Source organism: Streptomyces sp. sk2.1 (assembly GCF_008120935.1).
Lineage (GTDB): Bacteria > Actinomycetota > Actinomycetes > Streptomycetales > Streptomycetaceae > Streptomyces.
The window spans coordinates 215498-229407 of sequence record NZ_RDBO01000045.1; the positions used below are offsets into that span (position 1 = coordinate 215498).

12 protein-coding genes are annotated in these 13910 nt (G+C 72.3%); 5 read left to right on the top strand and 7 right to left on the bottom strand.

The features are described from left to right. Window positions 1-94: 94 nt before the first annotated feature. Together EAO76_RS16075 and EAO76_RS16080 are read right to left on the bottom strand one after the other, a co-directional pair. The gene (locus EAO76_RS16075) at window positions 95-1390 is read right to left on the bottom strand and encodes a HEAT repeat domain-containing protein (protein ID WP_148836620.1); all 1296 of its coding nucleotides are present in this window, start codon (window positions 1388-1390) and stop codon (window positions 95-97) included. 75 nt (window positions 1391-1465) lie between these two features. Continuing rightward, window positions 1466-2134, bottom strand: a complete 669-nt coding sequence (locus tag EAO76_RS16080; protein WP_316248348.1) for a hypothetical protein — start codon at window positions 2132-2134, stop codon at window positions 1466-1468. 314 nt (window positions 2135-2448) lie between these two features. Here EAO76_RS16080 and EAO76_RS16090 point away from each other — a divergent pair, with 314 nt between their 5' ends. Next, entirely contained in the window at window positions 2449-4065 is a 1617-nt protein-coding gene (locus EAO76_RS16090; RefSeq protein WP_148836623.1) for a hypothetical protein, read from the top strand. Between the two features lie 206 nt (window positions 4066-4271). On the opposite strand, the gene EAO76_RS16100 is transcribed toward EAO76_RS16090, so the two are convergent. Both EAO76_RS16100 and EAO76_RS16105 read right to left on the bottom strand, forming a co-directional pair. Then, on the bottom strand, window positions 4272-4802 hold the full coding sequence (locus EAO76_RS16100) for a hypothetical protein (RefSeq protein WP_187438647.1): 531 nt from the start codon (window positions 4800-4802) through the stop codon (window positions 4272-4274). Window positions 4803-5083: 281 nt separating this feature from the next. Next, window positions 5084-7762: a D-alanyl-D-alanine carboxypeptidase gene (locus tag EAO76_RS16105; protein WP_148836625.1), complete on the bottom strand. Its 2679-nt coding sequence runs from the start codon at window positions 7760-7762 to the stop codon at window positions 5084-5086. Window positions 7763-7958: 196 nt separating this feature from the next. On the opposite strand from EAO76_RS16105, the gene EAO76_RS16110 reads away from it, so the two are divergent. From EAO76_RS16110 to EAO76_RS16120, 3 genes are all read left to right on the top strand, one after another. Further along, a complete protein-coding gene (locus EAO76_RS16110; protein WP_148836626.1) occupies window positions 7959-8681 on the top strand; it encodes a GPP34 family phosphoprotein in 723 nt (240 codons plus the stop codon). Window positions 8682-8971: 290 nt separating this feature from the next. Then, window positions 8972-9841 (top strand): helix-turn-helix transcriptional regulator, encoded by an 870-nt coding sequence (locus tag EAO76_RS16115; protein WP_148836627.1) that lies wholly within the window; start codon window positions 8972-8974, stop codon window positions 9839-9841. A gap of 329 nt (window positions 9842-10170) precedes the next feature. Next, window positions 10171-10377, top strand: a complete 207-nt coding sequence (locus EAO76_RS16120) for a DUF397 domain-containing protein (protein ID WP_148836628.1) — start codon at window positions 10171-10173, stop codon at window positions 10375-10377. Window positions 10378-10492: 115 nt separating this feature from the next. Here EAO76_RS16120 and EAO76_RS16125 read toward each other — a convergent pair whose 3' ends face one another. Then, window positions 10493-11332 (bottom strand): hypothetical protein, encoded by an 840-nt coding sequence (locus EAO76_RS16125; RefSeq protein ID WP_148836629.1) that lies wholly within the window; start codon window positions 11330-11332, stop codon window positions 10493-10495. Window positions 11333-11428: 96 nt separating this feature from the next. Here EAO76_RS16125 and EAO76_RS16130 point away from each other — a divergent pair, with 96 nt between their 5' ends. Next, window positions 11429-12211: an SDR family oxidoreductase gene (locus EAO76_RS16130; protein ID WP_148836630.1), complete on the top strand. Its 783-nt coding sequence runs from the start codon at window positions 11429-11431 to the stop codon at window positions 12209-12211. Between the two features lie 105 nt (window positions 12212-12316). On the opposite strand, the gene EAO76_RS16135 is transcribed toward EAO76_RS16130, so the two are convergent. Together EAO76_RS16135 and EAO76_RS16140 are read right to left on the bottom strand one after the other, a co-directional pair. Next, entirely contained in the window at window positions 12317-13432 is a 1116-nt protein-coding gene (locus tag EAO76_RS16135) for an ADP-ribosylglycohydrolase family protein (RefSeq protein WP_148836631.1), read from the bottom strand. Window positions 13433-13759: 327 nt separating this feature from the next. After that, window positions 13760-13900, bottom strand: coding sequence for a tetratricopeptide repeat protein (locus EAO76_RS16140; protein ID WP_399462201.1), 141 nt, complete (start codon window positions 13898-13900; stop codon window positions 13760-13762). Between the last annotated feature and the right edge of the window lie 10 nt (window positions 13901-13910).

Consider the following 13910-nt stretch of genomic DNA (forward strand, 5'->3'; position numbering starts at 1 on the left):
GATGAAGAGCGGGCCGTACTTCGCGCCGCACGCGCTCAGCGGCAGGACGGGCACCACAGCGATCAGTGCTCTCCCCCGCCTCATGCCGGGGAGCCTACGGACCGAGGGGGTCCTCGGGCCGGGAAACCGAGGCGTCGCGGCGCAGTTCGTGGCGCCGGACCTCGTCGAGGTCGTACTCGTACGGGGTCCCGGGCGGTGCGGGCGGGAGGCGGCGCGCTCCCTCCACGCAGCGTTCGTCGTCGTGGCGGGCGAGGCCGTGGACGGCGGCGACCCGGACCGGGCGGCTCTCGTCGTCCAGCAGGGCGGCCATGGCATCGGCGAGTTCGGGTGCGCGGTCCCTGCCGTCGGCCACCGTGCGGCACGCGCCCTGTCGTACGTCCGCGTCCGGGTCCGCCATCAGGTCCAGCAGTGTCTTGCGGACGGCGGGGGCGAAGACCGGGGCCCATCTGTCGAAGCCGAAGGCCACGGCGTGCCGCACGCGGCGGTCGGGGTGTGCCGCGTGCGGCAGCAGGGCCGCGTCACCGCGCGGGTCGGCGTGTTCGGCGAGGCCGGTCAGCACCTCGGCGAGCACGGCGCCGTCCCGTTCCCGGGCCGACCGGTCGAGGAAGAGTTCCAGCGCGGGGCCGGCGAACCGGTCCTCGTCGCTGTCGTCGAACAGGTGGGTCAGCCGCAGCACCTCGGCGCCGAACAGTCGGTGCACCGGGTCCGGGTCGGTGCACAGGGCCACCGCGGCGTCCCAGGTCTCCTGGTCGCGGCGGTGGGACAGCAGCAGGGTGGAGCCCGTCCAGACGACGTGCTGCCGGTCGGGGTGGGCCATCGCCCGGTCCAGCAGTTCCCCGAAGGGAGTCCGGATCCCGAGCACCGCCTCCAGGCGCGTCAGGATCGCCGCGTGCCCGTCGCGCGCGGTCGCCCCGCCCAGGGCGTACTCGTCGGCCTCATCGAACTCGTCGTCCTCGACCCGGGTACGGGTGGCGGCGCCCCGCGCGCCCGTACGGCGTCGCAGTTCCGCCTCGACGCCCGTCCCGTACCAGTGCCCGGCGAGGTCCCGTGCCTCCAGCAGTTCGGCCTCGCGGTGGCGGCGCCAGTGGGCGGTGTCGTGCAGGAGGGCCTCGACCACCGCGGGCGAGCCCGAGTCGACGGCCCCGCGCAGCGGGGACACCCCGCCCGGCCCGGTCCGTACGGGGTCGGCGCCGTGCTCGGCGAGCAGGCGGACGACGTCATCGGCGTACGCCTCGATCGCCAGGCACAGCGCGGGGGTCCCGTTCCCGTCGCGGGCGTCGGGGTCGGCGCCCGCCCACAGCAGGTCCGCCACGGCCTCGGCGTCCCCGGCCCGTACCGCGGACACCAGCGGTGCGGCGGTGTCCGGGCCGCCGGTCGTGTTCTTCTTCACCGGTCAAGGGTGCAGGACGCCGTCCCGTGCCCTTCCGTGCCCTCCCCGTACCGGTCCGTTCACTCGCCGCGGACGTCACCGCTCCGTCGTCCGGTCGGGCGCGGGGCCGGACGTGCCGCCCGCCGGCAGCGCGCCCACGCAGTCCGCGTAGTAGGCCGACTCCGCCACGTGGAAGGCGAGTTGGCGGAAGGTCCATCCCGTTCCGGGCGACCGGTCGAGCAGGCCGGGCGTCAGGACGTCCAGGCGGTTCGCCCAGATCCTGGCCAGCCGGGTGAGCCGGCTGCGCGCCTCGTCGAGGTCGGCCCCGGTGAACGGCGCGAGGTCGGCCGCAGTGGTGATCGCCGAGGCGTGCCAGTGGTCGGGCAGCGTCTCCTCGCCGGCGAGCCGGGCCTCCATCTCCGCGAGGTGGTCGATCATGTGGTCGGCGACGCGGCGGATCGCCTTGTGCGGGGTGTAGAGCCTGTCACCGGCGGGGAGGGGGCGGCCGTCCCACGCGGTCCAGGTCGCGGCGAGGGCCAGGACGTGGTCGACCATGCCCGTCACGACCTGCGCGGGATCGCGGCCGTCCGTCACCGGGACCTCGTCGGGGGCGTCCGGTGCGTCGAATGCATCAGAGGCATCAGGGACATCCGGTGCGTCGAGCGCATCAGGGGCATCAGCGACATCCGGCGTGTCGGGAACGTCCGTCTTCAGGGCCTCGTCGGAGGTGTCGGGTACGTCGGGGGCGTGCTTCGTTCCGGTCATGGCCCGACGCTAGGCCCGGGACGCTTCGGCCTCCGCCGAACCGTCGTGGCCCGGCGGGAACGGCTCCCGGACGACTCCCGGACGACTCCCGGACGGCTCCCGGAGGGGCCGCGGCCGGGCGGGGGCCGTCGCGGACTTCACAGTCCCTGCCGGCCACCGGAACCCAGCCGTTAGCGTCTACCCCACAGAACTCGTCCACCTGACCGGAACGGAACGCCGCAGTGACCTCTGCCGAGCTGTCCCCACGTCGCCCCTTCCCGCGACGCGCACACGACCCCGCGAACGCGCGCCGGGGGCGGCTCGGGCGGCTTCCCATGCCGCTCCTGGTCACCCTCTGCGTCCTGCCGCTCTACGGCGTCTGGTGGGCGGCCCTCGCGACCGGCGGCGGCGACCTCGCGGCCCAGGAGGCCTGGGCCGAGTTCGCGAAGATGTACCCCGGCTCCGCCTACAACCTCTTCTGGTACGGCGGACTGCACACCGTGAACTACAGCGTGATCTCGCCCTATGTGATGGCGGTTCTCGGTGTGGTGCCCGTGACCCTGCTGTCCGGGCTCTCGTCGTCCTGGCTGGCCGCCACGCTCGTCGAGCGCAGCGGGCTGCGCAAACCCCTGTGGCCCTCGCTCGTGGTGGCGTTCTCGCTGTGGTGCCAGGTGGTGTCGGGGCGGTCGACGTTCATGCTGGGCACGGCCTTCGCGCTGGGTGCCGTGCTCGCGGTCGTCAGCGGACGGCGCCTCGTGGTCGCGGTCGTCTGCGCGGCGCTCTCCACCATGGGGAGCCCCGTCTCCGGGCTGTTCCTCCTCGTGGTCGGCGCGGCCCACCTGCTGTGCCGCGAGTGGGGGAAGGCCGCCTCGCTCGTCGTGCCGCCGGTCGTCGTCGTCGCGCTGACCACCCTGCTGTTCCCGTTCGAGGGCGAGCAGCCCATGGCGTTCAACCGGATCTGGCCGCCGGTGATCCTGTGCGCGGTGATCGTGCTGACGGCGCCGCGCGACTGGCGGGTGGTGCGGTTCGGGGCGGCGGTGTACGCGCTCGGCGTGGTGCTCTGCTACCTGATCGCCTCACCGATCGGGACAAACGTCGAGCGGCTCACCGAGCTGGCGGCCCCCGTGACGCTGCTCGCCGTCCTGGTCAACGGCCGCGAGCGGGGCGAGGCGGACGCGCCCCCGGACCGGCTGTCGTTCACCTGGTTCACGCCCCGGCGCCAACGGGTGGGCTGCGCCGTCGCCCTGGTCCTCTCCCTGCTCTGGCTGTCCGGCAAGACGATCGCCGACATCGTCACCAACACGAAGGTGCCCGACTACGCCGTCAAGACCGAGGGCGTCGTCACCGAGCTCCGCAAGCTGGGCAGCGAACGCACCCGGGTCGAGGTGGTCCCGGCCCGCGACCACCGGGAGGCGGCCGTCCTCGCCCCCTACGTGAACATGGCCCGCGGCTGGAACCGGCAGGCCGACGTCGAGCGCGGGCGGCTGTTCTACGAGGGACACGGCGGGACCAGCGTGCCCGCGGGCACCTTCTCCCCCTCCTCCTACCGCGCCTGGCTCTCCCAGTGGGCCGTGGGCTTCGTCGTGGTCGTCAACGGCCGGCCGGACGGCCCCGCGGAGCTGGAGCACGAGCTGGTGTCGAGCGAGCCCGACTACCTGGAACGCGTGTGGGAGGACGACAACTGGAAGATCTACCGGGTGAAGGACGCGACCCCGCTGGTGAGCCGGCCCGGCTCGGTGGTGGACTCCGACGGCGCCAGCCTCGTGGTGAACATGCCGAAGCCCGGCTCGGTGACCGTGCGGGTGGCGTACTCGCCGTGGCTGTGGGCGGACAGCGGCTGCCTGGCCGAGGACGGCGAGTTCACCCGGCTGACCGTGAAGAAGGCGGGCGAGGTCCGGCTCGGCTCCGCGTACGGCGGCCCGTCGGACGGCGTGACCCCGGAGTGCCCGTGACCGGTGCCCGTCGGGGGGCGTGAGCCCTGGGGCGGTGAGTCCCGGGGCGGTCGGTCCCGGGGGCTGCGAAGCCCAGGGATCTTGACCAAGGTGTTCACGCCGGAACTCGTGGATGCGGCCGTCGCCGGGCGCGGGCGGGGTGAGCCGCGGCGTCGACTGCTCCCGGCGGCCGGTCGTGCACTTCGTGCTCGACCGCCTCGGCCTTCCTACAGCTGGTCCCCCGTGCCGGCCGGTTCCGGAGGATGCGTCCCGCCACCGTCCTTGATGTCCGTCTCGCAGGTTCGTGGGTCGTAGGACCGGTCATTGGGGATCAACAGCACTCCGGCAACCTGCTCGGGGTGCTCGACGACGAGCCATTCGTCGCCCGTGAGGGCGCCGTCCGGTTCGGACCACGCCCCGGACGAATGAACCGTCCGACACCCCAACGCCACACGCTCCTTGTCGACCGCGCAGGCGTCCACCGCGGGGTCGGAATATTCTTCGGCGCCGTCGAAGCGGAAGCGGAAGTGGACCCGGTCGCCTTCGGAGGGCACCTGCAGGTGGGGCTCAAGGCTCCAGTCGACGACTGCGGCGGTGACGCCGAGAGGCTGCCCGTCCGTGTCCACGACCTGCACCCTGACACCGGCCTCACCGCGCTCCGCCGTCGTGTCGGTGCAGCCCCAGAGGGAAGAGCAGCCGGACAGGGCGAGAATCACCAGAGCCAGCGGGGCAACGGCGAACACCCGTGCGGGTAACACTGGGACGACCTCCGGTCGGGGTGGGGCGGGGCAGTGTGTCCCGGGGCCCGGCAGCTGTGGGTGATGGCGGCGAGCGCCTGCGGCGGCGAAGCCGAAGCCCGGAGGAGCCCTGCGAAATGGGCAGGGCCGAAACGGGGTGCGAGCCTCCCGGGACTCCTTGTCGGCCGTGCGCGGGCCCGTGCCGGGCTGCGGCGGCCGGGAGAACGGCTGTGCCCCGCGACGCGAAGGCGTCGCGGGGCACAGCCGTTTCGGATCGGACCCTCAGGAGCGGCCGGTCCGGGTCAGCCGATCCGGGTCAGCTTGGCCCCGAACGACGGTTCCACGAGGTCGTCCTGCAGTGCGACGGCCACCTTGACCTGGCTGCTCCCTTCGCCCACGGTGAGCGTGCCGACGTGGGTACCGGCCGTCGCCGCGTGCGGGATCGTCCTGCCGTCGTCGGTCAGCTCTATCCGGACGGTGAGTCCGGCCCAGCCGACGGCGGACACGTCCTTGGTCGCGACGACCGGGACGCTGCCGCCCATCCCGTCCGAGACGGTGCCGACGACGTCGCCCTTCTTCACAACCTTGGCGTTCTCCAGCAGGTCCTGCGTCGCCGTCATCACTTCCTTGCTGACCGCGTTGACCGTGTCGATGATGGGCGGCTGGTGCTGGCCCAGCACTGCGCCGACGATCAGCTGGTCGGTGTCGCCGACCATCTTGTGGGCGGCGAAGAGCAGGTTCCCGCCCGCCTTGCTGGTGGAGCCGGTCTTGATGCCGAGCGCACCGTTGTAGGGCACGAGGGTGTTGTAGTTGCGCCAGTTCTTGCCCGACGGGTCGGTCCACGACGGCAGCTTCGTGATGTCCATCAGCGCCGGGATCTCCACCAGCTTCTCGCCGAGCTTCACCTGGTCCTCGGCCGAGCTGACCGTGGTCGCGTTGAGCCCGGACGGGTCGGTGTAGGTGGTGTTCTTCATGCCGAGTTCCTTGGCGGTCTCGTTCATCTTCTTGACGAACGCCTCCTCGGAACCCGCGTCCCAGCGCGCCAGCAGTCGCGCGATGTTGTTGGCGGAGGGGATCATGATCGCGGCAAGCGCCTCGTACTCGGTGAGCGTGTCGCCCTCCTTCACGGTGTTGAGCGTCGACTCGCCCTCCGCGTCCAGCCTGCCGTCCGACTCACCCTTGGCGTCGACCTTGATCTTGGGGCCCTTCTCGCCCTTCTTCAGCGGGTGGTCCTTGAGCACGATGTACGCGGTCATCGCCTTGGCCACACTGCCGATCGGCACGGCCTTCTGCTCGCCGAACGAGCCCACCGGGCCCAGCCCGGTCGCCGCCATATAGCCCTGGCCCTCGTTGGGCCACGGCAGGGACGGCTTGTCGCCCTTGAAGGTGTACGTGTCCTTCGCCGACATCTGGATCTCGGGGTCCGGGAGCGGGCGCACCATCTGCACGATCGCAAAGACGATCAGCAGGAGCAGCACCAGCGGGGTCCAGATCTTGACCCTGCGGACGGCGGTGCGGACCGGCGTCTCCGGCGGCGGAGGCGTGTTCGTCAGCTCGGCCAGCAGGTCGAGCGGCGGCTTCGGCGGCATCGGCTGCTGCGTGGTCCGCTCGGCCGTGCTCAGCGAGGCGGGCGGCGCCGCGGCGGGCGTCGCGGCCGGAACGGGCGCCCCCGAACCGCGCGGCGCCGCCGGCGCGGGTCGTACGTCGTCCCCGCGCAGGGGCACGAACTTGCTGGTCCGCTCGGCGGAGGACTCGGGCTCCGAAGCGGGCCCCGACGTCTGCTTCGAGTCGGGCGAGATGACCTTCAGCGCGGTCGTCGGCTGGTCGACCCGGGCCGCGGCGGGCGCCCTGAAGATGGCCGTCGGCTGGTCGATCCCGCTCTTGTCGTCCTTGTCGTCGCCGTCGGCACCGTCGTCGCCCTTGTCGGGCTCGGCGCTCTTGGCACTCCTGGCGTCCTCGGCGGCCTTGTCGGCCTCCTCGGCGTCCTTGTCCGATCCGGCGTCGGCGTCGGCGGCCGCGTCGGGCTCGGCGGCGGCAGCAGCACCTGCGGCCTTCTCGCCCTTCCCGTCCTTCTCGGTCTTCGCGTCGGCGTCGGCGTCGGCGGACTCGGCGGCGGACTCGGACGTGTCGGCCTTCGCCGCGTCCGTGTCCGCGTCGTCCGCGTCCCCATCGGCGTCCGCGTCCGCCTCCGGCGCGTCTGCGTCCGCCTCCGACGCGTCCGAATCGGCCTTGGCCTCAGCCTTGACCTCGGACGCGGCAGACTCCGGGGGGTCGCCCTTCGCCGCCGCCTCCTCGTCGCCGTCCTTCGGCCCGGACTCCTCACGCGGGGTCTCCGGCTCCTCGGCGGCCTCCGCGACGGTTTCCGCCGCCTTCTCCGCCGCACCGGCCTCCGCGGACCCGTCCCCCGCAGGCCCGTCCACCGCGTCGGCGTCGGAACCGGCCGCGTCGGCCTCTCCGTCTCCGCCCGCAGCCCCGGTCACGCCCGCGTCCACGCCTCCAGAGGCCCCCTCCCGGCCTCCGGCACCCTTTCCGGCATCCTTCTCCGCCTCATCGGCGGCCGCAGCGCTCCCAGGGCCCTCAGAGCCCTCGGGCTCCTCGGTGTCGGCCTCGGCACCGGTCGCCGCGGGCTCCTCCGAGCCCTCGCCGTCCTCGCCGTCCTCGCTGCTCCTGTCGTCCTCTGCGTCCTCGACGTCCTCGACCGGCCGCGTACGGAAGACGGCCGTGGCCGTGTCCGCCTTGACGCCGTCAGACCCATCGGCGCCGTTGGCACCGTCGGAACCGCCGGTGCCCTCACCCTCGTCGTCACCATCGGCCCCGGCGAGCGCTCCCGCACGGAACACGGTCGTCGCCGTGTCCGTTCCTTCCGCGGTCGCGTCCTTCGCGGACGGTTCACGGAAGACGGCAAGCCGCGGATCGCTTTCGCTCCGAGCCGTTCCCGACGACTTCTGCTGCTCCGACTTGTCGGGGGACTCGCCCGCCACCGATGCCTCCTACATGCGGCACGGGGGACACCCCCGCGCTGTCCGAAACCATCTACCAGTGTCCTGTGTGAACCACCGGCCCGGCTGCAAGACGAGAACGACATACCTACTGGTTCCCATACAAAGCACCCAGGCACTCTCGACAGACCAATGTGAGAGGGGTCACCCTGTCATTCATCCACGCGGGGAGGCATGGATGGGCAGGAGCCGCAGAACAATTCCGGAGGAGCTTCTGCTGCTCGCTCTGGACCCGACCACGGGTACCACAGCGCAGCCGCAGTCGCTCGACCTCGGCCTCGCCGGGGCTCAGCTAGTGGAGCTGGCTCTGGCAGGACGGATAGCCCCTGACGGGGATCGTATCGCCGTGGTGATGCCACGGCCGACAGGAGATCCGACTCTGGACTCCGCACTGGAACTGCTGCGCCGACGCGGCAGCCCGGTTCGGGCGGTCCACTGGATCGGCGGGCCCCGACTGGGGCTGCGTCAGATCTACCTCGCTCATCTGGAGCGGTGCGGCATGGTGCATGCCGTGGCGGGCCAGATGTGCGGAGTGCTGCCGACGACTCGCTACCAGGCGACGGACACGGCAATCAGCCGGGACATCAGAGCCAGGCTGGACAGTGCGATCCGCACCGGTGTACCGCCGGACCCGCGGACCGCGGCGCTCGCCGCGCTGGCCCACGCGGTCGGACTCGGCAAGCACCTGTACCCCGGGAACGAGGGGCGTTCATCGCGCTCCCGGCTCCGGGACCTGATCAGGCACGACCCGATGGGCGGCCTCGTGGCGCACGCCGTGATGGACGTCCAGAACGGGGCGGTCGCACAGCCGCGCCGCAACCAGGCGGCCGGAGTCCCGTTGCAACCGCAAGTGCAGTCGCAGTCCCGCCGCGGCAGCATGGCGCACACCGCGGCCCACTAGGACCGCGCCGACGCGCCCGCACCGCAGCACACCGCACCACCGCAGCACATGACGCCACCGCACCACCGCACCACCGCACCACGGCGTCGCCGCACCAACGGCACCAATCGAATACCGCCGCACCGTCGTCCCCAAGACCCGGTTCGGGAGCCGCACCAAGCGCGGGGCAGCCGAGACATCGGCTGCCCCGCGCGCGTGCGTGTGTCCATTTCCCAGCGCGGCCGGGGCAAGTGGTGGCAATCTGCTCAGCAGTAGATACGCACAGCTACATAGCCGGAGGTGCCGTTTCCGTGCCGTCCAACGTCAATCCCACCGTCAGGCGACGCCGATTGGGCCAGGAATTGCGCCGACTGCGCGAGCTCAAGGGCATGACGGCCGAGGAGGTGGCGGAGCGACTGCTGGTATCGCAGTCGAAGATCAGCCGCCTGGAGAACGGCCGCCGCTCCATCAGCCAGCGCGACGTCCGTGATCTCTGCGGGGTGTACGAGGTCGCGGACCACCGCATCGTCGACTCGCTCATGCAGATGGCCAAGGACTCCCGCCAGCAGGGCTGGTGGCACGCCTTCGGCGACATCCCGTACAGCGTCTACATCGGCCTGGAGACCGACGCGGAGTCGCTGCGGGTGTACGAACCCCAGGTGGTCCCGGGCCTGTTGCAGACCCGGAGCTACGCCGAGGCGCTGATCAACGGCGCGCTGCCGGAGGCCCCGCCGAGCGACATCGACAAGCGCGTCAGCGTCCGGGCCCGCCGCCAGGACCGGATCACCGACCTGGAACACCCGCTGCGGCTGTGGGCGGTGATCGACGAGTCCGCGCTGCGCCGGCTGGTCGGCAGCAAGCAGGTGATGATCGAGCAGTTGGAGCAACTGGTCGAACTGTCCCGGCTGCCGCACGTGACCGTGCAGGTGCTGCCGTTCGAGATGGGGGCGCACCCCGGCATCAACGGGCAGTACGCCATTCTGGAATTCCCGGACGCCGCGGACTCCAGCGTCGTCTACATCGAGGGCGTCACCAGCGACCTCTACCTGGAGAAGGCGAACGACGTCCAGCGGTACAGCGTCATGTACGAGCACCTGCGCGCACAGGCGTTGAATGTGGAGCAGACCCGGCACTTCATCGCCGAAATCGCGAAGGAATACGTCGAGCTCCCCGGCGCGTGACCGGGAAATACGCCCGATCCGCACTGCCGAACAGCGCGAACAAGCCGTGCGGGGGAGAAACGCGTCCGACCCTCCAGCGCATGAATTCCGGACAGCCCGAACGCCCCATGAAGTCCGCAATGCGGGAAATGAAGTGATGTTACGGGAGGGGCGGCGGGATAATACACCGCCCCTCACCCGCTGCGGAAGATATGCAGAACACATACCACCCGGTCGAGTGAACGCCCCCTTCGCCCAAGTGGCTTGACGAGTAGCGTCGATCACGCCAAACGGAACACCGGCGGAACGCCGTCGGTGTCATTCACGCGACTCTTTGAACCGGAGTGAACATGGCCATTCGTCAGGGTGCTACGGACAAGTGGACGAAGTCCTCGTATTCCGGGGGCAACGGCGCCTGCGTCGAAGTCAAGTCCCCTCTCGTGCAGGCAATTGACGTACGCGACTCGAAGGCCCCCGAAGGCCCTTCGATCACGTTCGTCCCCGCCGCGTGGAACGCATTCGTGCGTGATGTCGGCAAGGGCGCCGTCGACGCCTGACCGATGAATTCGCGCGTTCGCACCGCGGCGCCTTTCCGGTGCCGTCGTCAGCCCTCTCGACTGGTCCGCCGTCCTGGCCGAGGGGGCTCGGCGCCCGTCCCGCGGTGCGTGTCGCTCAGCGCAGCCGGTCGACGTACAGATCGGTACCCGGCACCGTCGGGATGAACGGCGCCACCAGCTCCACCCGCCCCAGGCCGGATTCCGCGACCGCCGCGTCGAGTCCGGCGAAGTGCCCGGCCCAGCAATCCCCCGGCTCCTCCTGGAGGAACCACAGCAGGGTCAGCCGGGTGTCGACGCCCTCCACCTGCCGCACATAGGCCATCCGGTCGCCGGGCAGCGGCGTCGGGCGGAAGACGGTCACCATCGCCGCCGGGGAGCCCTCCAGCCGCTCCGGCAGATGCCGCGAGCGCAGCCATTCGAGCAACTCGGCCCGCCGCTCCGGGCCTTCGGCGTCGATCACTTCGAGGACCAGCCCCCGGTAGGGGTGGTCCAGGGCGTGGAAGTCCCGGGGCCCCTCGGCCCCGTCCCGGTAGACCGTCGCCTCGTGGTGCTGGAACGAGGTGAACACATGAGTGCGGTCCCGGTGGACGCGGCCGTCCCGGTCGAGCCGCTTGTTGATGCCGACGGTCCACCTCATGTGGTCGTCGTAGCGCCCCTCCGTCACCCAGTACGTGGACAGGTAGCAGCCGGCCCCGACCGGCTCCGCGACCGCGGACCGCTCCGGGTAGCGCAGTTCCCGCAGTTCACGGGTGGCCACCCAGCGGCGCCCGGCGAACATCCAGGGCATCGCCATCGCGCCCGCGTAGTAGTGGTCGTCCTCGTACCAGCGGTTGTACGCGTACTCGTGGCCCGGGTGCGGTTCGACCAGGGTGATCAGCGCGTGGCCGGGGCGGACCCCGTACGGCCCCAGCGCGGCCAGTTCGCCGTAGGCGGCGCTCCGCGTCTCGTCGCTCATGCCGTTCCCCTTCCGTACTCGGCAACGGCGCCCTACTCTGACGCACCGTCAGAAAAACTGCCAGGGTGCGGAACCGTCGCCGTCAGGAGGCCGCCGATGTCGCTCGCGGGGAAGACCGTCGTCGTGTCCGGCGTGGGGCCGGGGCTCGGGCACCGGGTCGCCGCGGCGGTCGTGCGGGAGGGCGGGGACGCGGTGCTCGGGGCGCGCACCGCCGCGCATCTCGCCGGGTCGGCCGCGCGGATCGACCCCGGGGGCCGGCACACCGCCCATCTGGCCACCGACATCACGGACGAGGCGCGGTGCGGGGCGCTCGCCGCGCTGGCGCTGGAACGGTTCGGGCGGCTCGACGCGGTGGTCCACGTCGCCGCCCTGGACAGCCATTTCGGCGGGGTCGAGGACGCCGACCTCGACACCTGGCGGTCGGTGCTCGACGTCAATCTGCTCGGCACGCTGCGGATGACCCGCGCCTGCCTGCCCGGCCTCAAGGAGCGGGGCGGCTCGGTGGTGATCATCGGTACACAGTCCTCGGTGGCCGCGCCGTCCCGGGTGCGGCAGGCGGCGTACGCGGCGTCGAAGGGGGCGCTCACCTCGGCGATGTACTCCATGGCGCGGGAGTTCGGCCCGCACCGCATCCGGGTCAACACGGTGCTGCCGGGCTGGATGTGGGGCCCGCCGGTGCAGGCGTACGTACGGTCCACGGCACGCGCCGAGGGAACGAGCGAGGCCGAGGTGCTGAGCGGGCTCACCGAGCGCATGGCACTGCCCGAACCGGCCACGGACGGCGACGTGGCGGAGGCCGCCGTGTTCCTGGCGTCGGACCGGGCGCGGGCGATCACCGGGCAGTCCCTGCTGGTCAACGCCGGTGAAGTGATGCGATAGCTCCGGCCGGACGGGCCGGGGCGGATACGTGTGGAGGGGTGCGGACGCGGCGGCATCCACGTCCGCACCCCGGTCTCCGCCCCGTCCCCGCCGCCCGTACCGGCTTCAGCCGCGCGGGTAGCGGGCCAGCCAGCCGGGGGCGGCGGCGGAGGGGCCGTGCAGGGCCGGTCCCTGGGTCATCTCCATGGCGAAGTCGTCGGCGAGCTCCAGCAGGGTGGCCCGGCCCTCCAGTTCGACGAGCCAGGCGGGCGGCAGCGCGGTCTCGCCGTGCAGCGCGCCGAGCAGCGCCCCGCACAGGGCCCCGGTGGCGGCGGACGGCCCGCCGTGGTTGACCGCCAGCCGCAGCCCGTGCCGTACGTCCTCGCTGACCAGCGCGCAGTACACGGCGACGGCGAGCACCTCCTCGGCCGAGTCCGTGTCGCCCAGCGACTCGATCAGGGCCGGGCCCGGAATGCCCTGGCGCACGGTGCCGAGGGCCTGCTTCAGCGCCTCGGAGACCGGTTCGTGGCCGGGCTTCCCGGCGAGCAGGGCCAGCGCGTGCTGGACGGCGCCGTCCAGGGTCTCGCCCCGGGTCAGCGCGTGCACCATGACGGCGAAGGCCCCTGCGGAGAGCAGGGCGACGGGGTGGCCGTGGGTCTGGGCGGCGCACTCGACGGCGAGTTGGAGGACGAGTTCGGGCTCCCAGCCGACGAGCAGCCCGAACGGCGCGGACCGGGTGAGGGCCGCCGAGTCCCGGGCGGTGGGGTTCCTGGGCCGGTCGAGCGTGCCCATGGTGGCGTCGCCGAAGCCGGTGAGGCATTCCCGGGCGGGGCTCCGGCGGGCGTACAGCCACTCCTGCCGGGCGAGCCAGCCGTCCTCCGTGCGGCGTTCGTCGGGCCCCCAGTCGTGCTGCGTGGCCAGCCAGCGCAGATGGGCGCGGTGCACGTCGGTGGGCGGGTGCCAGGCCCCGATGTCGCGGCGGACCTGGGCCCGGATGAGGCCGTCGACGGTGAACAGGGTGAGCTGGGTGATGGCGGTGACGGTGCCGCGCGCGCCGTGCACGGGCACGAGGTCGGTGACGGCCTCGGCGCCGTGGGCCGCCCGGATCTCCTCCAGCGTGAGGTCACCGACCCCGGCCCCGAGCGCGTCGCCGACGGCCCCGCACAGCAGCGCGCCGCGCACCCGGCTGCGGAAGTCCTGCTGCTCGGCCCGGCCCCAGACAGCCGTGGTTCCTGTGGTCACCGCGCCCCTCTTCCCCGTCGGCCCGACGCGACTTCGCAGCACTGTAATCGAACGGGAACGGTGGGTCGGGGGACCGGAAACGGGTACGCGTGGGTATGTGGACGGACGTCCCGCAGGTCGTTTTTGACCGGTGGACACGGGCGGGGACGTACGAATCGGGACACCGGGACGCACGGGCCGGGACGCGGGAACGTACGAGTCGGGACACCGGGACGTACGAGCCGGGCCCCGCGGACCGGGTGCACGGCGGACCGGGGCGTGCGGGCCGGACCACGCCCCGGTCGGCCGACCGTTCAGCCGGCCCCGCCGCCCGGTCGGCCCCGTTGCTCAGCCGGCCCCTCCGCCCAGCCGGTTCCGCTGCTCGCGCGCCCACGCGTACCTCGGGTCGATCTCCAGCGCCCGGTCCAGGTCGGCCAGCGCGTCCGAGGTGCGGCCCAGCTGCTCGTACGCCAGCGCCCGGCTGCCCAGCGCCCAGGCG